Here is a 22,187-nt window from a genome sequence, read left to right as displayed (position 1 = left end):
AAGGGGAGGGCCGCCTATGCTGGAGACCGTCGATTTCTCTGAGGAACCGCTTCCGAAGGAAGAATACAAGGCACGCCGCGATGCGCTGACCGAGCGTTTGGTGGTGCTGCAGCAGGAGGCGCGCGCGGCCGGCGTGGGGCTCGTGGTGCTGTTCGAGGGCTGGAACGGCGCAGGCAAGGGCAGCCGCATCTCCGACCTTATGTACAACCTGGACGCCCGCGCCACCAGCGTGTACGTTACCGAGAACTTCAATGCCGTCGACGCGGCGTCGTTCCCGGGCGCCGAGCATGGCGTGGGCGGCTTCTATCCCATGATGCAGCAGTTCTGGAAGGCGCTCGGCGGCCGCGGCACCATCACGTTCTACGACCGCGGCTGGTACACCTCGGCCGTGCAGCGCATGCTCTACACCCAGTTCGGCGAGGTGAGGATCAAAAACGGTAAGGTGCTTCACCCCCGCGCCACCGTGGCGCGGGCCGTGCATGAGGCCGCCGAGGAGCGCCACATCGACGCGCTGCGCGGCGCCCTTGCCAGCTCCGCCGACTTCGAGAAGCAGCTTACCGACGACGGCTACGTGGTGGTCAAATTCTTCGTCCATGTGACGAAGGAGGCGCAGCGCAAGCGTCTGACGCGCCTGCGCCGCGACCCCGCCACCGCCTGGCGCGTGTCCGACGGCAAGATGGCCACCATCGGCGAATACGAGGAGGCGTACCGCCTATACGACAACCTGCTCGAGGGCAGCGACTTCTCCTATGCGCCATGGCACCTGATCAACGGCGAGGACAAGCGTCGCGCCAACCTCAAGATCACCGAGACGCTGGTCGACGCGCTTGACAAGGCGCTTCATGCGAAGGAGGACCCCGCCGCTCTTGCCGCCGCCGCGAAGGCGCAGGCCAACAGCGCCGGTGCGGCCGAGGAGATCCCGCTGGAGGGCCGTTCCCCCGAGCAGCAGCTTGCCGTGGCGCAGGCCGCCGCAGAGCAGGCGGCTGCGCAGGCCGCGCACGCCCCGCGAGCGAGCCGCTTCCGCATCGTGGACAGGGTTCCCAGCCTTGACGAGGTCGATCACGGCCTGGTGCTCGACCAGCACGAATACAGGGATCGCCTGAAACAGCAGCAGAAGCGCCTGAACAAGCTGGAAATGGAGATGTACCAGGCGCGCGTCCCGCTCGTGCTCATGTTCGAGGGTTGGGACGCGGCAGGCAAGGGAGGCGCCATCAAGCGCGTGGCCCAGGCCCTCGATGCGCGCGCCTACACCATCTTCCCCAGCCCGGCGCCCACCAAGCCCGAGCTTGCCCATCCTCACCTGTGGCGCTACTGGACGCGCCTTCCCAAGGCGGGGCACGTGGGCATCTACGACCGCAGCTGGTACGGCCGTGTACTGGTGGAGCGCGTGGAGGGCTTCGCCACCGACGCCCAGTGGGCGCGCGCCTACGACGAGATCAACGAGTTCGAGCAGGAGCTGGTGCGCTGGGGCGCCGTGCTGCTGAAGTTCTGGGTGGATGTCAGCCAGGACGAGCAGCTGGCCCGCTTCCGTGCCCGTCAGGAAGACCCTGCCAAGCAGTGGAAGATCACCGACGAGGATTGGCGCAACCGCGACAAGTATCCGCAGTACAAAAGCGCCGTCGAGGACATGTTCCGCTTGACGTCCACGCCGTTCGCGCCGTGGATCGTGCTGGAATCCGACGATAAGCGCTTCGCCCGCGTTAAGGCGCTCGAGACCATCAACGATGCGCTTGAAGCGCGGTTGCATGCCGAGTGAAGGCGCGGTAGTATTGCTTGATAACCACAATGGGTGCAGGGCGTCGGCTGGTTTAGGAGTCGGCAGACGCATATATAGATGAAAAGGGGTTGCATCATGCCAAGTTGGACGATTCCGGTCATAGTCGCGGTCATAGTCATCGTGATCATCGGCTTCATCTTGAAGGGCTTTCTCGACGAGATGAAGAAGAAATAGGCCGAACGCGGAATGCCTGGCGGCAGTCCGAGGTCAGGGAGCGCGTCGTGCGTCGTGCACGGTGCGCTCCCTTGCGTTTTGGCGCGCGATGTCCGCGCCGCCTGTCGCGCATCGCGTTCGGCTTTTGCGGACTGCGAGGGTTGCGAGCGCGTAAAGGGCGTGCTTTGAGGGGGAGGCGCCTTGGGTGCCTGTCGGGCGGCTGTTCGCGGCTGCGCCGTGCAGGTGCTGGGCGGTTTTTCGAACATCCTGCGTTGATTTGGGGCATTTCGCGGGCGGCATGTCCCCCGACCTGGGGATGTTTCGTACTATGTAACAGGTAGATGAGGTTTCCGAGCTACTGCGGAGGCGTCTTGCGTGTTTTTCGCGCTTCGACGCTTGGGAAGGCGTGAATTGTCCGAATACCAGCATAACCGCGTGCAATCGCGCGGCGCGCACGCAGCCCCGCAAGGGCAGGGTCTCGTGCGGCCCGTTTCCGTTTCCCAAGGTAGGCGTAAGCCCAAACGCTCGGGCGGCGTGTGGCGCGTGGTGTTCATCATCTCCCTCATCGTGTTCGTATGCGCCGCAGGCGCGCTGGCCTTCATCGGCTACGGCTATTGGCACGGCCAGCAGAACAACAAGCAGCTCGAGCAGATCGGCTTCAACGCCCCCGATGCAGCTGCGCTTCAACGTATGGACCTTGCAAGCTTCACCGTCGATTGGGACGCCTTGCGGGCCATCAACCCCGATGTGGTGGGGTGGATCTATGTTCCCGGCACCACCGTCAACTTCCCCATAGTGCACGGCACCGACGATGAGCACTACCTCAAAACCGACTTCTACGGGCAGACCAGCTGGGTGTCGTTCGGAAGCATCTTCCTGTCCGCGGCCAATGCCGCCGACTTCTCCGATGCGAACAACATCGTGTACGGCCATCATATGAACGACGGCTCCATGTTCTCGCCCTTCGCCGATTTCGGCGACGCGGACACGTTCAACGGCCACCGTATCGTGTACGTGTTCACGCCCACGGCGAACTACCAGCTCACCACCTTCTCCATCGTGCATTGCGCGGCCGACGACCCCCTGGCTCAAACGGCGTTCGCCAGCGAGCAGGAGCGTCAGGCCTACGTGCAGGACAAGGTCGACCGCTCCGCGGTTCCGGTTGCGGGCCTTCCCTCCGCCGCCGATATGAAGCACACGTTCGCGTTCTCCACCTGCGACAACCTGGCCAGCAACGGCCGGTGGGTGTTGTTCGCGTACGAATCCGGTTCAACAGCAGCGGCCAGCAGCGTCGTTGCCGATGATAGCAACATCAACCCCGAGGACGTGGCCGCCGTCAGCGAAGCGGCAAAGGAGACAGCAGCATGAGCACCTCGATTCTGCCGGGAGAGCGCCCCGACCGCTTGGAGGAGGAGTGCGCCGTGTTCGGCGTGTTCGCCCCTGGCGAGGACGTTGCACGTATGACGTGCTTCGGCCTGCAGGCGTTGCAGCACCGTGGGCAGGAGTCGGCCGGCATCGCCGTGGGCGATGGTGAGACCATCATGGTGTCGAAGGACCTGGGCCTGGTGACCCAGGTGTTCGACGAGTCGCGCCTGGCCGCGCTCGAAGGCTACGTAGCCGTTGGTCACGCGCGCTATTCCACCAGCGGCGCCGCGGCGTCGTGGGAGGCCGCGCAGCCGCACATCTCGGCCATCGACGAGATCCTCATCGCGCTGGCGCATAACGGCACCCTGGTGAACACCAACAGCCTGCGCGCCCGCCTGATCGACGAGGGTATCCAGCTGCGCGCGGGCACCGACTCCGAGGTGGCCGCCAAGGCCATCGGCAGCGTCACGCAGAAGACGCACCACCTGCGCGAGGGCATCCGCTACGCCATGCAGTACATGGAGGGCGCCTACGCCATGGTGCTGGCAAGCCCCGACACGCTATACGCGTTCCGCGACCCCAACGGCATCCGCCCGCTGTGCATCGGCAAGCTGCCCGATGATCGCGGCTGGGTGGTTTCCAGCGAAACCTGCGGCCTGGACATCGTGGGCGCCGAATACGTGCGCGACGTCGAGCCCGGCGAGATCGTGCGCTTCAACAAGGAGGGCGTGACCTCCGAGCAGGGCGTCGAGCCGCGCAAGCGCGCCAGCTGCATCTTCGAGTACGTCTACTTCGCCCGCCCCGACTCCATCATGGACGGCCAGTCGGTCTACCAGGCGCGCCGCAACATGGGCCGCATCCTGGCCCGCGAGGCGCCGGCCGATGCCGACCTGGTGCTCGGCGTGCCCGACAGCGGCATCCCGTCGGCCATGGGCTTCGCCTTCGAAAGCGGCATCCCGTATTCGGACGGCATCGTGAAGAACCGCTACGTGGGCCGTACGTTCATCCAGCCCACGCAGGCCATGCGCCAGCTGGGCATCCGCCTGAAGCTCAACCCGCTGCCTTCCGTCATCCGCGGCAAGCGCCTGGTGGTCATCGACGACTCCATCGTGCGCGGCAACACGTCGAAGAAGCTCATCGAGATGCTGCGCGACGCCGGCGCCACCGAGGTGCACATGCGCATCGTCAGTCCCGAGGTCATGTGGCCGTGCTTCTACGGCATCGACACCGACACGCGCGACCAGCTGATCGCCGCGAACATGACCAATCAGGAGATGTGCGAGTGGATGGGCGCCGACTCTCTGGCGTTCATCAGCCTGCAGGGCCTGCGCGACAGCTTGCCCGACGTGCGCACGCCGGGCTATTGCGAGGCGTGCTTCTCAGGCGAGTACCCCGTGGACATCCCCGCCTACACCGCGCGCAACAGCTTCATGACGAAGGCCGACTTCGCCGCCGCCTACGAAAAGGAAGCGCAAGAAGCCGAGAACACCCAGGTCAGCGTCTAACAAACGCAAGCGTGAACAGGGGACGGAGGTGTGTTCGCCGTTTGCGGCTCGCGGCTCGCGCAAACCGGACAGATAAGGCTACGTCCCCAAGTGTCCGGGTTTTGGAAGGTTAACGGTGCGGGAGCGCCGGCCGGTTTGCCGGTCGGGTTCCCGCCTATCAGATAAGGAGCATCCAGTGACGAAGCAGGAAGTTACGTACCAGGCAGCAGGCGTGGACACCGCCGAGGGCGCTCGCGCCGTCGACGCCATCAAGGAGACGGTGCACTCCACGTATCGCCCGGAGGTCGTCGGCGACATCGGCGGCTTCGGCGGCCTGTTCAGCATCGCGGCGGCCAAGGACATGGCCGAGCCGCTGCTGGTTTCCGGCACCGACGGTGTGGGTACGAAGCTGAAGGTGGCCCAGCTGGCCGGCAAGCACGGCACGGTGGGCATCGACCTGGTGGCCATGTGCGTCAACGACATCCTGGCGTGCGGTGCCGAGCCGTTATTCTTCCTGGACTACATCGCCATCGGCAAGTTGCGCAAGGAGCACGTGGCCGAGGTCGTCGCCGGCATCGGCGAGGGCTGCCGCCAGGCGGGTTGCGCGCTCATCGGCGGCGAGATGGCCGAGCACCCGGGCGTCATGGATCCCGACGACTACGACCTGTCCGGCTTCACCGTGGGCGTTGTCGACAAGCCGAAGATGCTCGACCCCGAAAGCGTGTCCGAGGGCGACGTGCTCATCGGCCTGGCATCCTCGGGCCTGCACTCCAACGGCTACTCCCTGGCCCGCAAGGTGTGCGTGGAGGGCAAAAGCCGCGAAGAGCTGCTGGCGCCGGTGGAGGCGCTGGACGGCCAGTCCGTGGCAGACGCGCTGCTCACGCCGACGCGCATCTACGTGAAGCAGGTGCTCGGCACGCTGAAGGCATGCCCGGGCGCCGTGCGTGCGCTGGCCCACATCACGGGCGGCGGCATCTCCGAGAACCTCAACCGCGCGCTGAACGAGCGCGTTGATGCGCAGGTTGATTTGGGCACTTGGCCCGTGCCGGCTGTGGCGAAGTACGTGTGCGACGCCGCCGAGCTGTCCGAGCCGCAGGCGCTCAAGACGTTCAACATGGGCGTGGGCATGATCTTGATCGTGGACCCCGCGCGCGCCGAGGAAGTCGAGGCCGCTCTGGCCGAAGCCGGCGAGAAGACCTATCGCGTCGGCCGCGTCATCTCCGGTACCGGCGAGGTGCAGTACACGGGCGAAGGCAACCTGTACGGGCACCAGGGGTAAACCCTGCATCGGCGTTATAGCTTGCATGACTGAAAGGACCGCTTCCGCGGTCCTTTTTTGATGTGCGAAAACTTTGCGCTCGCGCGATTTGCGGGTTGGAGCGCTTCCGGGCGCCGGGGGATGAACAGGGGACGGATGAACAGGGGACGGAGGTGTGTTCACGGGGAGCATTCGGGAATGTAAAGAGCTAACGCGTGAACACACCTCCGTCCCCTGTTCACTCCGTTCGCCTCGTGCCTGAGGAGCGCCTGGCGGCTCAAAATGGCCCCGTGTGCAGTCTTTCTGCGATGTTCAAGCGCTTGTGCAAATCTCGGCTTTCGAAACTACCTTCGCGTTCAGATCATCGGTCACTTTGATGCAACGTGACCGAAATCTGCTAGAAATCAAGCGCGGATATTCTCTTCCTGTTCAATCTGGCTGTGAGAGGGAGAGATCATGGGACTGAAGAAAGTGCTCGGAAAGGGCGTCCTCATGCTCACGGGCTACGCAACGGTAGTGGCATCCGGTTTTGCCATTGGCGTCGGTGGCGCGGCAGAAGCGGCGGGACCTATGGCAAGCCTGAGCTATTGGGTTATCGGCGGTCTGGCGACGTTGGCAACGGCTTTCGTGTTTTCGGAGCTTGCGACGATGTTCCCGAAATGCGGCGGCATTTGGGAATACACGAAGCAGGTGTTCGGGAAGAACCATCCGGTATCCTTCATGCTGGGATGGATCTATTGGTTCGCGTTGCTGTTCGGCCTGAACGTCGAGCTTGTGTCCGTCGGCATCTACGTCCATGTGCTTGTCCCTGCGATTCCTCAGTGGGTCGGCTCCGTCGTCTGCTCCCTTGTGTTTTTGGCAGTCAACAGGGTTGGCGTGAAGCTGTCGGCGCTGGTTGAAGCGGCGTTCGGCGTCATCCTCATCGCTTCGAGCGCGCTGTTCGTCGTGATGGGCGCGACGATGATCGATCCGACTAACTATCAGCCGTTCGCCCCGTACGGCACGGTCGAGCCGTTCCTGCAGACGCTTCCTTATGTGGTGATTGCGTTCTGCGGCTTCGAAGTCGTCGCTACGCTTACTGAGGAATCCAAGAACCCGACGAAGGATATCCCTCATGCGTTAATCGGCGCGGCCATCTTCCTTACTGTGCTGTTCGGCGCTTTCGCCACGGTCCTGTACGGCCTGTTCCCGGCCGATGGTTTCGCGGATCTGGGAACCGATGCTCCGCTTATCGTGGTCGGCGGCTCTTTGTTCGGCCTTGCGGGCATCATGTGGATGACCATCCATTGCTTCACCGGCTCGATGAGCACTGCAAATGGTGGCGTTATGGGCCAGACGCGCGTACTGTACGCCATGGCGCGCGAGGGTTGGTTCCCGCGTTCGTTCTCAAAGCTTGATGAGAACGGCACCCCGACTACGGCGCTGTTCGTCACGGCGGTTTCCATGATCTTGGTTTCGTTCCTGCCCATCGTGACGCCGGATGCTTGGACGCTTGCGGGCTTCCTTGGCGTGTTTGGTTACGGCTTGTGCTACATGTTCGCATGCGGGCTGCTCATTTACCTGCGTGTTAAGCGGCCGAATCTCGAGAGGCCTTTCCGCTGCCCGCTTGTCCCCGTGATCCCCGCCATCGGCATTGTTTTGTACGCGTTGGCGATCGCGTTCTCGGGTATCCAGGTTATCGTTGTCGGCGTGGTTTGGTGTGCGGCGGGCGTTGCCTATTACTACCTGGTGGGACGCCGTTCGCGCGCGAAGTATCTGGCGGAACAGGGAAGCGAGACGGTGGTTTCCCCTCGGAATGCGGCGGCGCAGCCTGCTGCCATCGTCTCGGAATAGGTGAAGCATGAAGGTTAACGATCGCTACTGCTCTTTCTATTACGAAGATGACGACGATTGGGGCGAGGTGGAGATCGACCCCGAAACCACGGCGCTGCTCGTCATTGATATGCAGCACGTGTTCATCACCCGCCCCGAGATTGCGGAGCCCACGGAGGAGCAGTGCAAGCGCGCCGAGCGATGGGAGCAATTCTATCGGGCGATCGACGAGGTGGTCGTGCCGAACAACGAGCGTATCCTTGCCGCCTTCCGCGAGCGCGGCATGAGCGTGAACTTCGCGCGAATCGCGTGCATGAAGCGCGACGGGTCCGACAGGTCGCTTGTCCAGCGGAGCTCGGGTTACAACGACCTGCTTGTCCCCCTCGACGATCCGGTCGGGCAGATCGTGCCGAAGCTTGCGCCGAAGGATGACGAGATCGTGTTCACGAAGACGACCGACAGCGCGGTTGCGGGCACGAACCTGTCGCTTCTGTTCCGCAACATGGGCATCGACACCGTGGTGTGCACGGGCGTGCTGACCGACCAATGCGTGTCGGGAACCGTCCGGTCCCTTGCCGACGAGAGCTTCAAGGTGTGGCTGATTGAGGACGCTTGCCGCGCGTCAACCGAGGAGATTCAGCGCGCCGAGTTGGAAATCCTCAACAACATCTACTGCCACGTGATCAACACTGATGAACTGCTCGCCGCATTGGGCGACGCGTAGGGCGGGGAGCGCTTCTTGTGGCTGCTGATCAACTTGCTAACCGTTTGGCAAGTTGATCGGCAAGCTGAATAATGATCGGCAATGGTCGGTCGATGTTGGTTGCGCACGCGAACAGGGGGACGGAGGGCGAACGGGGGACGGAGGCGTGTTCGCGTTAACCTTTCGCGCTCCTGAACGCTGTTCCGTGAACGAAACCTCGTCCCCTGTTCGCCAGGCGACCGTTCGCGTGAACGCATCAGCCGCTCTCCGTTTGCGCACGTGTCCGAGAAGCGGCAGGGCGCTCAAAAGGCTGCGTTGCAATCTTTTTTACGATGCTCAGACGCTCGTGCGAATCGGGGTATCTTTGAAAAACCCCCTCACTATTTTCGGGTTATAGGGGCACTTGACCTGCGGAAACGGCGTGTTACCACGACTCCGCCGCTTGCGAGGAAATCGGCGCTCAGGGGTGTTTTCTTCTTGTGGCGTGCGCTACAATCCCAATCGTTGCGAAAGCAATCTGCTCGTTCGAGTGTATCTGATTTTCCCCATCGGGCATGCGTTATGCCTCGATGCTCTATATGTTTCCCCATTGTTGTGGTTATCGTCGCGAAGTGGCGACGTTGTCCCCTATGCCGTATGCGTCGGGGCGGTTTCATCGTGCGCAGATTGCGCTAGGAAGGGAAGAGGAAATGCTCGTTTCGCAGTTCACGAAAGAACGTCTTGGCGCGGCGTCGGCTGTTGCCGCTTCGCTGGAGTGTCGTTTCGGCACCTCCTATGCCGCTTCCGACATCGTCATGGCCGGCGGGGCCGACAGCGGCATCAATGCGTTTATGGACGCGGTGCTTAAGCCGGAAGACGAAGCGATCGCGTTTGCGCCTTGCGGCCAGACGTATCGTACGCTTGTTGAGGGTCGAGGCGCTCGCCTGGTTGAGGTTTCGCTTGATGAGGAAACGATGCTGCCCGACTTCGTCGCGCTCGAGTGTGCGCTCACCCCGCGCACGAAGCTGGCAATCGTGAGCATGCCGAACGATCCGAGCGCTATGGCGTATCCGGAAGCTGTCGCCGACGGCATCGCCGGCGCGCTGTTCCGCGCTCAGCGCGCGTTTGGCCGTACGATTCTGCTGCTTTCCGATGAGGCTCATAGCGATATGGCGAACGGCGAAGCGCAAAGCCTTTGGTGGCCTGCTTTCTATCGCAATTCCGCGGTTGTGCGCACGTCCGACGTGTCGGCTTCCGTCGCCGGAGAGTCTGTCGGCTATGTCGCGCTGACGCCTGAGATGGCGGGTCGCGGCGACGTCGTTGCCGGCATCCGCCGCGCACTTCGCGAAGCCAACGCCGCGTACGCGCCCGCCATGGCGCAGCGCGTGACGGTTCTGCCCTCGGCGGCCGCATCTCCCGTCCCGTTCGCTGCCCGCTTCGCCTCGTAGCGCACGGGTTTGCGCTAGAGGGAAGCTCCTGATGGCGCTAATCGCGGCTTCCGAGGGCGTCGGGCTTGATGCGGGTATTGCTATGGCAGTCGCCCTCGACCCTTCCGTTCACTATTGGATAGCATCTTTCATTTAAGTTTGCGCGCGTTAGCATTTTTAGGCCCAGTTAGTACAGTTAGCAATCGTTAGCTTCAGGATGTTAGCAAGATACCGAAAGTCCAATTGATAAACCAGCTACTTGTGGGTATGCTATGCGCCAATGGCCCCGGGAATGACCTCTGATTCAAGTCACCGGGGCTCGATTTGTGTCTATAGGAGTTTTCTTGGCTGACGAGTGAAGCGGCCATCAGGCGAAACGTGCCGGGGTAAACGGCGCGGACATCCTTCCATGGGCCGAGAAACGGCTTTCTCTGAATTAGGGGCCTCAAGGAAGAGGTCGCACTAAGGGCGTTGGCACATATTCGACAGGCGCCCTTCGCATGGAGGCATCGCGAACGGCATCGATTAGGTAAAATCAGAGATAGCTTCGTCCCTGAAAAGGACGATCTGATGACGCAGGAAAACGTGAGGCACAAGAGGGTTGCCGAGCTCGAGGAGGAGCTCGCTGACAGGGCGCCGCACTTCTATAGCACGCCAGCTGGTAATGCCGTGCGGTTTGGCCTCAAGGGCGAGTAGGAGGACCAAGGATGACGTTCGAGGATGCGGCAGAGAAGGCCCTCGTGTTCAGGGACAATCGGGATTGGACGCAGTTCCATAATCCGAAGGACCTGGCGATATCGATTAGCCTCGAGGCCTCCGAGCTGCTTGAGGTGTTCCAGTGGTCCGGATCGGACCTCGAAGTGCCCGGCGAGGCTGATCGGGCCAGGGAGGAGCTTGCTGACGTGGCCATATACTGCATATACATGGCCGATGCGCTCGGCATCGACCTCGCAAGCGCGGTTAGCGATAAGATAGACGCCAACGGCAGGAAGTACCCCGCGGACAAGGCCCGCGGCAACGCGAGAAAGTACACCGAGCTATGATCACCATACCGACGTCAAATCGAGCGGAGAAGCCCAAGGGTGCGCCCTTCTACGTGGACAGGGTCTCGTTCCGGCCGGGCGAGCGGGTCGACGTCGCGCGGTTCACCCTCGCCGACGACAAGGTTTTCGACTGGCCCATGGTCTACATCCTTGCAAACAATGACACTGCGTACGTCGGCCAGACAACCAGCGTCGCGACCCGCATGAACCAGCACGGCGCCAACGAGGAGAAACGCGACTTCGAAACGATTAACGTCATCTACAATGAGGAATTCAACGGCTCGGTTATCACTGACTATGAGCACCGACTTATCGGCTACATGCATGCGGACGGCCGTTACAAACTCACTAACAAAAACGAGGGCATGACGGACTCGAACTATTTCAGCAAGGGCGTTTACTCCGCTATGTTCGAAGACCTGTGGGAGGAACTGCGGGCACTTGAGCTGGCAGACCACACCATCGCCGACATCGAGGAGTCCGAGGTTTTTAAATACTCGCCCTTCAAGGGGCTCAACGCCGACCAGCGTGTTGCCCTCGACAAGATTATGGCCGCCATCAGGAACGGCATAGACGCAGCCGAACCGATAGTCGTCGAGGGGATGCCCGGCACGGGCAAGACCGTCCTCGCAATATACATGCTTAAGATGTTGCGCGACGACCCTCGCTACAAGGACATGAGCATCCGCATCATCGAGCCAGTGACCTCACTGCGAAAGACGCTCCAAAGGTCCCTGGCGAACGTGAGCGGGTTCAAGAAGTCCGACGTCATCGGTCCGAGCGACCTCGTGAAGCCCGCGATGGGCTACGAGCCTGGCAAGGGCAAGTGCTTCGACATCGTTCTTGTTGACGAAGCGCATAAGCTGAAGAGGCGTGTCGCCCTGGGTCCTTCGATCGGCAATTATGACAAGGTGAACAAGAAGCTGGGGCTTCCCGGGGATGCCACTCAGATGGACTGGGTCATCAACCAGGCGAAACTCCCGATTTTCTTCTACGATCCGTTTCAGAGCATCGGCCCATCTTGCGTTCGTAGAGACGCGATGAGGGCCGCCCTCGGCGGGGCCGTGGAGCGCCCCATCAAGCTCGAAAGCCAGATGCGCGTCAAGGGCGGGGATGCTTATCTTCGCTATGTCCGCGATATCCTCGATGGGTGCTGCGAAGGCTTCCGGGAGTTCGATGGTTATGATTTTGAACTGCATGAGGACTTCGGCGACTTCGTGGACTGCTTCGAGCGAGACTACCAGGACCACAATCTGAGCAGAATGGTAGCGGGCTACGCCTGGGAGTGGAAGACGAAGCCCGGGAGAAAGTTGAAGGAGGGGGAAGTCCCGTCCGAATACGACATCGAGATTGACGGCGTGCGCTTAAGATGGAACTGCACCAACGAGAACTGGGTAGGCCTTGGCGTGGAGGACCCCCGAATTGCTCGCGAGGTTGGTTGCATCCATTCGATTCAAGGCTACGATCTCAGTTATGCCTACGTGATTATCGGTCGTGATTTGCTCTTCGATGGAGAAAAGGGGAAGCCTGAATCGAATAAGGAGGGCTACTTCGACAGCAACGGCAAAGTAAAAGCCTCGAAGGAAGAGCTCGATCGCTATATCAAGAACATCTACTACGTATTGCTCACGAGGGGGATTCTCGGAACCCATGTGTACGTAGGGGACCCGACATTGAGGGAATACTTTGCCCAGTACTTCCAGCAACCTGCCTAAGCTTGGATGAGAGAAGTTGGGCCAGGTGAGGGTGTGCACGAGTTCGGCTTGCGCTTTGTGGGTGATTAGGTTTCTGCACGCGAGCGTGTCCCTTTTGCGCTCGCGCGTCTAGTTGGTCCGTGTCGCTTCGCCCTTCTCCTTACGCAGCGCATCTTTGGGGTCGACGTTGCGTAGCAGGGTGGGGTCCTCGAACAGGCTGGTGCAAATCATGTCCGCGCGATTCATTTCGCCGCCGTCTTCTCCGATTATGTTTTTGTAGAACCGCATCAGGAACGAGTCGTCGGGGAAGATCTTCGCCGCCGCGTTGCGGTACTGCGCGCGCACCAGCTGCGCACGAACAGGGACGGAGGCGTGTTCGCAAAGGCCTCTCGCGGTGAACAGGGGACGGAGGTGTGTTCACGCGGGAGCGCTTGGGAACGTGAGACGTTCTCGTGAACACACCTCCGTCCCCTGTTCACCCCCTGTTCACCTGTTCGCCTTCCCGGCTTGAATACTTGATGGCGCTTGCCGAGAGCGGGGGCTTGCTTCGCCGCCTGCACGTATACTGGTTGCATAGTGCGAATCGCGGGGCTGGTTGGGCGCCGCTTGATGAAAGGCTGTCTCGTGTCCGAAAAGTTGAAGATCGGCGTGCTGCTCTCCGGCAGCGGCACGAATTTCCAGGCCATCCTCGATGAGGCGGAAAAGGGCCTGCCCGTCGAGGTGGTGAAGGTGGTCGCGTCGCGTCCCGATGCGTACGGCATCGAGCGCGCGAACGCCGCTGGCATCCCCGTGCTGGTCATGAACCGCGAAAAGTACGCCGACCCCGAGGCGGCCGACGCGCAGATTGTGGCCGCGCTGCAGGAAGCCGGCGCGCAGTACGTGGTCATGGCCGGCTACATGCGCAAGGTCACGCCCGTCATGCTCGACGCCTTCCCCAACCGCGTGCTCAACCTGCATCCGGCGCTTTTGCCCTCGTTCAAGGGCGCGCACGCCATCGCCGATGCGTTCAACGCGGGCGTGAAGGTCACGGGCGTCACCGTCCATTTCGCCAACGAGGACTACGACAAGGGCCCCATCGTGGCGCAGGAGCCGGTGCGCGTGGCCGAGGGCGACACGCTTGAAACCCTGGAAGCCCACATCCACCAGGTGGAGCACGAGCTGTACCCGCGCGTGCTGGGCTGGCTGGCAGCCGGCCGCGTGAGCGTCGATGCGGAGGGCAAGGTGCACCTTGCTGAGTAGGGAAACGCTGGCGGGCATCGCCGCCGATCTGCGCGCGGGACGTGCGGTGGAGCTTTCGTCCGCCGACTTCCCGTGCTTTTCCGCCGAGGCGCTGAAGGGCAACATGCACGTTTCTCCCGATGACCTTGGGAAACTTTCCTCCTCCCTCACCGCCGCCGACGCGCCCACCTTCGAGCGGGCCGCCCGCGCCATGGAAGAAGGCGACCTGGCGTGGTTGGGCTTCAAGGTGGTGTTCGACCCCGCCGCCGCGCAGGCCAACACCGACAACGAGGTCACGAAGAAGTACGGCGACACCGGCTCGGCCGACGGTGCCGGTATGGTGTTCTTCTGCAACGACGCGAAGGAGATCGTCTCCGCGCGCACGCCCAGCCCGCGCGACGTGTTCCAGATGAAGGACATCACGCGCGGCCCTGGCATGCACAACGAGCAGCTCGATGGCCTGACCTGGCTTTCCGTGCCGTTGTTTGACCAGGTGCGCGTGTGGCTGCTCGGCGCCTCCGATGCCGCTGCCGAGGTGAGCGCGCTGGCCGCGCACGTGGGCTTCGCCGTCACCGCGGTCGACTACGACCCGGCGTACCTCTCGCCCGAGCGCTTCCCCGACGCTACGCGCGTGCTGCTCGACGGCGGCAACTTCGACGAGCTGGACAAGCTCACCCCCGCGCCCGGCGACTACGTGTGCGTGCTCACGCGCGGCCACATGTTCGACCCCGATGGCTGCGTGTGGGCCGTCAAGCACAACGTTCACTATGTTGGTATGATGGGCTGCAAGGGAAAGAACTCCACCGTGCACGACCTGGTGCTTGCTCGCGGCGCCTCCGAGGCGGATTGGGAACGCATCAAGCGGCCCATCGGCCTGAAATTCGGCGCCAAAACCCCGGCGGAATTGGCTATCTCTATCGTGGCCGAACTGGTCGATGTACGATATACGCAGCGCTATAGCCCCGAGGCGCGGGCGCGCCACGAGGAAAGCCTGGGCCGCTAGGACCCGGCGGGCAACCCCGAAACAGGCATCTTGCGGGCGGCGCTTCGGCGCAAAGCCCCGCTTTGCGATAAGGAACGAACTTACAAGGAACGGTTCAAGGTAAGGAGAGAGCAAGTGGCAGATCCGAAGGTCAAGCGCGTTCTCATCTCGGTGACGGACAAGACGGGCGTCGTCGAGTTCGCCCGCGCGCTGCATGACGAATTCGGCGCGGAGATCATCTCCACGGGCGGCACCGCCCGCGTCATCGCGGAGGCCGGCGTGCCGGTCACGCCCATCGACGAGGTGACGAAGTTCCCCGAGATGATGGACGGTCGCGTGAAGACCCTGCATCCCATGGTGCACGGCGGCCTGCTGGCCAAGCGCGACAACGCAAAGCACATGGCCGAGGCGGCCGAGCACGGCATCCAGATGATCGACATGGTGGTCGTGAACCTGTATGCGTTCGAGAAGACGGTCGAGTCCGGCGCGGACTTCGGCACCTGCATCGAGAACATCGACATCGGCGGTCCCTCCATGCTGCGCAGCGCCGCGAAGAACTTCGAGAGCGTCACCGTGGTCACCGACCCCGAGACCTATGAGGGCATCCTTGCCGAGATGCGCGCCAACGGCGGCGCCACCACGCGTGAGACCCGTATGGAGCTGGCCCTTGAGGTGTTCGAGACCACCAACGCCTACGACGGCGCCATCGCCGACTTCCTGTTCGATCAGGTCCAGGCCGCGCATCCGCACGAGCACGGCGAGGGTTGCGGCTGCGGTTGCGAGGAAGGCATCGAGGCCCAGGGCGAGTTCCCGCCCGAGTGCGCCCTGTACATGCAGAAGCAGCAGGACCTGCGCTACGGCGAGAACCCGCATCAGCAGGCCGTCTTCTACCGCGTGGACGAGTTCGCCCATGAGCACAGCCTGGTCAACGCCCAGCAGCTCAACGGCAAGGAGCTGTCCTACAACAACATCCTGGATACCGATGCGTGCTGGTCGCTCGTGCGCGAGCTCGACGAGCCGGCTGTCATCATCCTGAAGCACCAGAACCCCTGCGGCTCCGCCACGGCCGAGAACATCACCGAGGCCTACGACAAGGCCTTCGCTTGCGACCCGAAGAGCGCCTTCGGCGGCATCATCGCGGCGAACCGCCAGGTCACGCTGGAGATGGTCGAGCACATCAACGAGAACAAGCAGTTCGTCGAGGTGCTCATCGCCCCCGAGTTCGAGTCTGCCGCGCTTGAGCTTCTGCAGCAGAAGAAGAACCTGCGCGTGCTGCGCACCGGCGGCATCGACGCTCCGGCTGCCGTTGAGGTCCGTTCCGTCGACGGCGGCGTGCTGGTGCAGGACGTCGACCACGTGTCCGAGGATCCGGCAACCTTCACCGTTCCCACCGATCGCAAGCCCACGGACGCCGAGATGCACGAGCTCATGTTCGCATGGCGCGTGTGCAAGGGCGTGAAGTCCAACGCCATCCTGGTGTCGCGCGACCACGCCGGCATCGGCATGGGCCCGGGCCAGCCCAACCGTGTGGACAGCGCGCTTTTGGCGTGCAAGCGCGCCCATGAGGCATGCGAGCGCATGGGCGTGGAGCCCAAGGGCCTGGTTTGCGCGTCCGACGCGTTCTTCCCGTTCCGCGACAACGTGGACACGCTGGCCGAGTGGGGCATCACTGCCATCATCCAGCCCGGCGGCTCCGTGCGCGACGAGGAGTCCATCCAGGCGTGCAACGAGCACGGCATCGCCATGGTGTTCACCGGCCATCGCCACTTCCGCCACTAGTTTGCGAAGCTGGCGGGCGGGGCGGGTGCGCTGTTTGGCGTGCGTGCGTGTGATGCGTACGGTGCGCCCGCGTGTGGTGCGCGCCCGCCCGCGCCTGAGTCGCCGGCGTCGTTTGCTCCCGCTGCGCCCGTAAGGGCGTGGGAAAGCGAAACTTGCGAGCGGTCCGCCTTTTCGGCGGGCCGCTTTCTTTATGCGCTGATTTCGGTGGTTCCGTGCGGTTTTCGCGCCGGTTTTTTCTGACGAATGCGTGACATCCCCGGCGTTTTGGTTGTGCGGCGGGAATCGTCCCGTATAGTCGGCGTTATGAAGAAATCAGAAGCACTTAAAATACTGGGCTTGGCCGATGGGGCTAGCGACGATGAGATCAAGAAGGCTCATCGCAAGCTCGTCATCGCCCATCATCCCGACAAGTTCCCCCTGGACTCGAAGGAGCACGCCGAGGCCGAGGAGCTTACCAAGCAGATCAACGAAGCGCGCGACGTGCTGATCAACCGCAGCTGGTCGCCCGAGTTCGACCCGCGCCGCGACCCGCGTCCGTATGCGGGCAACCCCTATGCGCACCCGACGGGCTCGGCGGGGCAGGGCGGCGCGTCCGGCCAGGGCAACCCCTTCGACCCGTTCGCCGGCTGGCCGTTCGGCGACGCGGCCCAGGGCCAGACCACGTACGTGTGGACCAGCTGGGACGACATCTTCAGCGGTGCCGCGGGCTCGCAGCGATCGGGTTCGGGGCAGAACGGCGCAGGTCAGCGCACCGGTGGCGCCGAGTGGCCGTTCGGCGGGTTCACCGTGGAATACGACCCCTTCGACCCGTTTGCGCCGTTTCGTGCCGCACACGCGCAGCAGCAGACCGGCGAAGAGGTGTTCGCCCGCGCGAAGAAGGGCCTGCGCGACGAGGCGCTCATGGTCGCCGCCAAGGTGGTGGCGCTTGCGGTGCTCTCCATCGCGGGCTCCTCGGCGACGGGCCTGTTTCTGTACGTGATGGCGTCCATCATCTACGGACTGTATAAGCGCATGGGCAGCCTGCTCGTCATGCTGCTGGTGCCCATCATGATCTTCGGCGCGCCGCTCATCTTCATGCTGGCGCCGCGCAACGGCTTCGTGGGCGCTCCGCTCACCGTGGCGTTTTTGGTGTCGGTGCTGTTCGATGTGCAGAACCTCCGCGACCGCATTCACACGTACCAAGCGGCGAAGGTGGGGTTGTAGGGAAGAGACGCGGCGCGGGCGTGCGGCGCACGCCGGGTTTTGCGCGCTTGTCGCTGACGGAGCTGCGTGAGCTTGTGGTGTTGCGCGAGTTTGCGGTAGGTATGCGGCGCAGCGCGGGCGATTGTGCTCGCGCTGCGCCGCTTTGTGCGTTCGCGCAAAGCGCGAGGTTTGCATGTCTGGAAGTGCGGCAGGTCTGCTTTAGGCGCCTATGGCTGCGTGCGCCAGGGCGAAGCCGAGCGCGGCGGCGCCTAGGGTTGAGCCGTAGGTGACCACCAGATATGCGGCCGCTTCTCCGTGATGCCCTTCCGTGGCCATATCGACGGCCTCGCAGTTCATGGTGGAAAGCGTGGAGAAGCCGCCCAGAAACCCCATGGTCAGCGCTATGTAGGCGGTTTGCCCAAGCGCGGCGGCCCCTGCAAGCGCCGCCCCGGCGACGGTGCACGACGCAAGGTTCACCAGCAGCGTGGGCCAGGGAAACCAGCTGTTTGAGCGGGGCTTCATGAACGAAAGCGCCCTATGGCGGCACAGCGCGCCGGCCGCTCCTCCCAGGCCGACCATGATCAACGTCAGCGGGCTCATTGCGCATCGCCTTCGTTTTGCGGGGAATCCGCCTGTGGGGCCGCGACTTGGTGATGCGTACTTTCGCGTGGGGCCGCGATCTGGTGATGCGCGCTGTAGCGCGGTCCCATGGCCTCGGCCGCACGCTTTCCCGCGTAGGCGGCTCCGAACGTGGCGAACACGGTGATGCCCAGATACAACGCGAACATGCCGAAACGCTCCTGCTGCAAAAGCGCCAGATTCTCGGTGGAAAGCGCGGCGATGGTGGTGAACGCCCCGATAAGCCCAATGCCCATCGACTTCACCAACGGCGCCGGCAGGCTTGTGCGGCGTGCGACGAATTGATTGACGATCTCCAATGTGAAACAACCGAATATGTTCACCGCAAGCGTGGCGACGGGGAAGCCGCATTGTGCGGGCAGGAGCATCTCCAGGGCATAGCGCGCCGTGGCGCCCAAAAATCCCATGACCAGCACCAACGGCGCCAAGGAGCGAGGGCTGCGCAGTGCATGGTCCACCGCATCTGGGATATTGCCGCGCACTGATGCCCCCCTGTCCGAATCGATTTCGCTGCGCAGCAGTATACCGCCGCCTGCAAGGGGCGAGCTGCTAGCTGGGTATCGTGCTCCGCAAGATGCGGGCTTGGGTTGCTTATCTGCCTGGTTGCTTTTGCAGCCACAGGATTACATTGCTATGGGCGAACGGCTCTCGTTCGTCGCGCTTCGCATCCTCGGTTTCTTCGCCCGCCGCGCCATGTTGACTTTCGGGCTGGCTGCTTCTGCCGTGCTGGTGGTCTTCCGCGTTGTCGATCAAGCGCTATGGGTTTGTGAGGTTATAGGCGCAGTGCTTTTTCAGAATCTCGAAAAACGCTGAATAAATTCCTCGAAAACAGAGTGTCGCAGTCCTCGAAAATCGAGTATGATAATCCTCGAAAACACAGTATGCCCATGTCAGAGAGGATTGTTTGACTATGGTAGCCTATGGGACGGAGAAGCCGAAAACGTATCAGCCGCGCCTTGTGGACGAACGCTTGCATCGGCTGCTTCATACCTTCGGTGCGGTCGAGATCCGCGGCACGAAGTGGTGTGGCAAGTCTTGGACGGCGCTGGCGTTCGGCGAGAGCGTTGTGCACCTGGATGACCCGAATGTCAAGGCATTGGCTGAAGCAGACCCCACGCTGGCGCTGCAGGGGGCGCACCCGCACGTTGTCGACGAGTGGCAGGAGGTTCCTTCCACGTGGGATGCCGCGCGCCGCGCGGTCGATGCCGCCGGCGGCGAGCACGGGCTGTTCATCCTCACGGGTTCGTCCACCCCGGCCAAAGACGCCGTTACCCACAGCGGGGCAGGCCGCATAGCGCGTGTTGATATGAGCACCATGACGCTATGGGAGCGCGGGTTGTCTACGGGCGCGGTGTCGCTGTCAGGGCTGTTCGAGGGTTCGTTTGAACCCTCGGCGTGCGATGCTTCCTTGGCGCCCTTGGCCGATGCCATCTGCTGCGGAGGCTGGCCCGCCCTGCTCGGGGCCAACGCCCAAACGGCCGCAGAGGTCGTCGACCAGTACCTCGACGCCATGTTCGAGGTCAGCGTTCCCAGGAAGGGCGGCACGTCCGATATGGCACGGCGCATCGTGTCCTCGCTTGCGCGCAACGTTGCCACGGCGGCTACCCTGCAGACCATCGCTCAGGATGCGGCCCTTGGCGACGAGGCCGGTGCGCCGGCTACCTCTACCGTGACGTCCTATCTTGACATGCTCGAGAGCATGTACGTAATCGAGAGCCTGCACGGCTGGGATGCGCCCGTACGCGCGAAGTCGCGCTTGCGCACCAAGCCCAAGCGCTACTTCGCCGACCCTTCCATCCCTGCTGCTGCGCTTGGCATGGGCCCTGAGCGCCTGTTGTCCGATGGGCAGACGTTCGGATTGCTTTTCGAGTCACTGTGTATTCACGATCTGCGGGCCTACGCCGCCTGCATGCCCGGAGCCCACCCGGGGTCGTTGCGCTACTACGGCGACTCCGACGGTCTGGAGGTCGATGCCATCATCGAGCTGCGCGACGGTCGCTGGGCGGCGCTGGAGGTCAAGCTCGGCGAGACCAAGGTACCCGACGGCATCAGGAACATCGAGCGCTTGCGTCAGAAAGTCGCGGCGAATCCTGCCGCGCGCAATCCGAAGCCTGCGTTCTCGGCCGTCCTCACCGCAACCTCGCCCTTCTGTCGCTACGACGCTGAGCACGACATTTACGTGTTCCCCATCACCGCCTTAATGCCGTAGGACCGGCTGGCGTTCAGCAGGCGCTTGCGTTTAGTCAAGACTACGTTCCAGTAAGGGGCTGCGGCGGAAATCCTGGTGCTCTTTTGGTCCAGGATTTCCGCCGCAGCCCCTTCCGAATTATCTCTCTTGTGAAAAACAGTTGCTTTTTCAACCACCCCTTGCTGAGGGTTTGACGCAGGGATGCGCTAGGCGGCGTTTTTGCTGCGCGGCGGGGGTATACTATTCGCTTAAGTAGTGCGCGCCGGGCGCGCTGAGCGAGTGCCGAAAGGGGTCTGCCATGGTCATCCTTGACGAACCGTATGCTTCGCCGCAATTGTTGGAATGGCTTGAATCTTCGCAACACCCTGTGCTTCGCAATGCGTTCTCCGAGCGCACGGCTTTTGCGTCCGGGCGCGCGTTGCACCTGGTCGATCAGGCCGAAGCTGCCTCGCGCCTTTCCGCGGGCGAGCGCGTGTACACCAACTCCGAGAACACGCTCGAGTGGATCTGCTCGCATGCGGACAATCCCAGCCTTACGCACGCCATCACCGTGTTCAAGGACAAGGTTGCCATGCGCAAGCTTCTGGCGCAGATGGACGAGGGCTTCTTCTTCCGCGCATGCACGGCTGATGAGCTGGGGAAACTCGACTTTGCCGAGCTTGAGCCGCATATGCCGTTCGTGGTGAAGCCCGCGCGCGGGTTCTGCAGCATGGGCGTGCACACGGTGCGCTGCCGTGCCGATTGGGACGAGGCGCTTGCCGATTTCGCGTCGAACGCTGCCGCGTGGGCGGACATGTACCCCGACAGCGTTGTTGCCGGCAGCGATTTCATCCTGGAGCAGTTCATCACGGGGCAGGAATATGCCCTGGACGCGTTTTTCGACGAGCAGGGCGCGGCGCACGTGCTCAACGTGCTGCGTCATGATTTCGCCGGTCCCGATGACACGTCCGACCGCATGTACACCACGTCCGCGGCCATCGTGCGCGAGAAGGCGCCTGCGTTCGAAGAGTGGCTTTCGCGCGTGAACGCCCTGGTGGGGGCGCGGAACTTCCCGGTGCATGTCGAGGTTCGCGTGGACGAGCAGGGTAGCGGCGTCATTCGCCCCATCGAGTTCAATCCCCTGCGATTCGCCGGCCTGGGCGGCACCGATGTTGCTCAGCACGCCTACGGTTTCCGCACGTATGAGGCGTTTTTGACCGACACGCTGCCCGATTACGACGCGGCGTTCGCGTATGCGGGCGACCATGTGTACACCATGTCGCTGCTCAATCCGCCGGAGGGCGTGACGGGGAATGAGGAGTTCGATTACCCGGCGTTCTCCGAGCGCTTCGATAGGGTTTTGGAGCTGCGAGAGTTCGATGTGCCCACGTTCGGATGCTACGGCTTCCTGTTCGTGGAAACCGATCTTGACGAACGCGGCAAGGCCGAGCTCGATTTCCTGATGCACACTGATTTGCGCGAGTTCCTGAGCTGCAACGACGCCGCGGGCCAACGTTAGGCGGCT

At 62.9% G+C, this 22,187-nt stretch carries 19 protein-coding genes; 16 read left to right on the top strand and 3 right to left on the bottom strand.

Features of this window, described 5'->3' with window-relative positions:
• Window positions 1-16: 16 nt before the first annotated feature.
• The 9 genes from RDW26_RS03105 (at window position 17) to RDW26_RS03065 (ending at window position 12,716) form a co-directional block, all read left to right on the top strand.
• Entirely contained in the window at window positions 17-1,756 is a 1,740-nt protein-coding gene (locus RDW26_RS03105) for a hypothetical protein (protein WP_298626894.1), read from the top strand.
• Window positions 1,757-2,341: 585 nt separating this feature from the next.
• On the top strand, window positions 2,342-3,298 hold the full coding sequence (srtB, locus tag RDW26_RS03100) for a class B sortase (protein ID WP_307982478.1): 957 nt from the start codon (window positions 2,342-2,344) through the stop codon (window positions 3,296-3,298).
• Window positions 3,295-4,800 carry an amidophosphoribosyltransferase gene (purF, locus tag RDW26_RS03095; RefSeq protein WP_307982477.1) on the top strand — a complete coding sequence of 502 codons (1,506 nt, stop codon included), beginning with the start codon at window positions 3,295-3,297 and terminating at the stop codon, window positions 4,798-4,800. The genes srtB and purF overlap by 4 nt, the downstream gene beginning before the upstream one ends.
• Window positions 4,801-4,975: 175 nt before the next feature.
• A complete protein-coding gene (gene purM / locus RDW26_RS03090; protein WP_307982476.1) occupies window positions 4,976-6,058 on the top strand; it encodes a phosphoribosylformylglycinamidine cyclo-ligase in 1,083 nt (360 codons plus the stop codon).
• Window positions 6,059-6,493: 435 nt separating this feature from the next.
• The gene (locus RDW26_RS03085) at window positions 6,494-7,870 is read left to right on the top strand and encodes an APC family permease (RefSeq protein WP_307982475.1); all 1,377 of its coding nucleotides are present in this window, start codon (window positions 6,494-6,496) and stop codon (window positions 7,868-7,870) included.
• Window positions 7,871-7,877: 7 nt separating this feature from the next.
• On the top strand, window positions 7,878-8,573 hold the full coding sequence (locus RDW26_RS03080; RefSeq protein WP_307982474.1) for a cysteine hydrolase family protein: 696 nt from the start codon (window positions 7,878-7,880) through the stop codon (window positions 8,571-8,573).
• A 668-nt stretch (window positions 8,574-9,241) separates the two neighbouring features.
• The gene (locus RDW26_RS03075; RefSeq protein WP_307982473.1) at window positions 9,242-9,979 is read left to right on the top strand and encodes an aminotransferase class I/II-fold pyridoxal phosphate-dependent enzyme; all 738 of its coding nucleotides are present in this window, start codon (window positions 9,242-9,244) and stop codon (window positions 9,977-9,979) included.
• Window positions 9,980-10,665: 686 nt separating this feature from the next.
• Entirely contained in the window at window positions 10,666-11,001 is a 336-nt protein-coding gene (locus RDW26_RS03070; RefSeq protein WP_307982472.1) for a nucleotide pyrophosphohydrolase, read from the top strand.
• Window positions 10,998-12,716 (top strand): DNA/RNA helicase domain-containing protein, encoded by a 1,719-nt coding sequence (locus RDW26_RS03065; protein WP_307982471.1) that lies wholly within the window; start codon window positions 10,998-11,000, stop codon window positions 12,714-12,716. The genes RDW26_RS03070 and RDW26_RS03065 overlap by 4 nt, the downstream gene beginning before the upstream one ends.
• A gap of 108 nt (window positions 12,717-12,824) precedes the next feature.
• On the opposite strand, the gene RDW26_RS03060 is transcribed toward RDW26_RS03065, so the two are convergent.
• Window positions 12,825-13,040 carry a hypothetical protein gene (locus RDW26_RS03060; RefSeq protein WP_307982470.1) on the bottom strand — a complete coding sequence of 72 codons (216 nt, stop codon included), beginning with the start codon at window positions 13,038-13,040 and terminating at the stop codon, window positions 12,825-12,827.
• Between the two features lie 279 nt (window positions 13,041-13,319).
• Between RDW26_RS03060 and purN the strand changes: the two genes are divergently transcribed.
• The 4 genes from purN (at window position 13,320) to RDW26_RS03040 (ending at window position 17,877) form a co-directional block, all read left to right on the top strand.
• The gene (gene purN, locus RDW26_RS03055; protein WP_298629425.1) at window positions 13,320-13,934 is read left to right on the top strand and encodes a phosphoribosylglycinamide formyltransferase; all 615 of its coding nucleotides are present in this window, start codon (window positions 13,320-13,322) and stop codon (window positions 13,932-13,934) included.
• Window positions 13,924-14,916, top strand: coding sequence for an XdhC family protein (locus RDW26_RS03050; RefSeq protein WP_307982469.1), 993 nt, complete (start codon window positions 13,924-13,926; stop codon window positions 14,914-14,916). Before purN ends, RDW26_RS03050 begins: the two co-directional genes overlap by 11 nt.
• A 114-nt stretch (window positions 14,917-15,030) precedes the next feature.
• Window positions 15,031-16,674 carry a bifunctional phosphoribosylaminoimidazolecarboxamide formyltransferase/IMP cyclohydrolase gene (purH, locus tag RDW26_RS03045; protein WP_114619850.1) on the top strand — a complete coding sequence of 548 codons (1,644 nt, stop codon included), beginning with the start codon at window positions 15,031-15,033 and terminating at the stop codon, window positions 16,672-16,674.
• Window positions 16,675-16,977: 303 nt separating this feature from the next.
• A complete protein-coding gene (locus tag RDW26_RS03040) occupies window positions 16,978-17,877 on the top strand; it encodes a DnaJ domain-containing protein (RefSeq protein WP_307982468.1) in 900 nt (299 codons plus the stop codon).
• Between the two features lie 198 nt (window positions 17,878-18,075).
• Here RDW26_RS03040 and RDW26_RS03035 read toward each other — a convergent pair whose 3' ends face one another.
• The gene (locus RDW26_RS03035; RefSeq protein WP_298629421.1) at window positions 18,076-18,456 is read right to left on the bottom strand and encodes a CrcB family protein; all 381 of its coding nucleotides are present in this window, start codon (window positions 18,454-18,456) and stop codon (window positions 18,076-18,078) included.
• Window positions 18,453-18,977, bottom strand: coding sequence for a CrcB family protein (locus RDW26_RS03030; protein ID WP_307982467.1), 525 nt, complete (start codon window positions 18,975-18,977; stop codon window positions 18,453-18,455). Before RDW26_RS03030 ends, RDW26_RS03035 begins: the two co-directional genes overlap by 4 nt.
• Before the next feature lie 151 nt (window positions 18,978-19,128).
• On the opposite strand from RDW26_RS03030, the gene RDW26_RS03025 reads away from it, so the two are divergent.
• The 3 genes from RDW26_RS03025 to RDW26_RS03015 all read left to right on the top strand — a co-directional run bounded on the left by RDW26_RS03025 (window position 19,129) and on the right by RDW26_RS03015 (window position 22,181).
• Window positions 19,129-19,308, top strand: a complete 180-nt coding sequence (locus RDW26_RS03025) for a hypothetical protein (RefSeq protein ID WP_298629419.1) — start codon at window positions 19,129-19,131, stop codon at window positions 19,306-19,308.
• A gap of 97 nt (window positions 19,309-19,405) precedes the next feature.
• Window positions 19,406-20,704: an ATP-binding protein gene (locus RDW26_RS03020; RefSeq protein ID WP_298629418.1), complete on the top strand. Its 1,299-nt coding sequence runs from the start codon at window positions 19,406-19,408 to the stop codon at window positions 20,702-20,704.
• A 277-nt stretch (window positions 20,705-20,981) separates the two neighbouring features.
• Entirely contained in the window at window positions 20,982-22,181 is a 1,200-nt protein-coding gene (locus tag RDW26_RS03015; RefSeq protein WP_298629417.1) for an ATP-grasp domain-containing protein, read from the top strand.
• The last annotated feature ends 6 nt before the right edge of the window (window positions 22,182-22,187 follow it).

It is taken from the genome of uncultured Senegalimassilia sp. (assembly GCF_902464545.1).
Lineage (GTDB): Bacteria > Actinomycetota > Coriobacteriia > Coriobacteriales > Eggerthellaceae > Senegalimassilia.
Note: the sequence above shows the minus strand (reverse complement) of the source record. Positions and strands in the feature narration are given on the sequence as shown.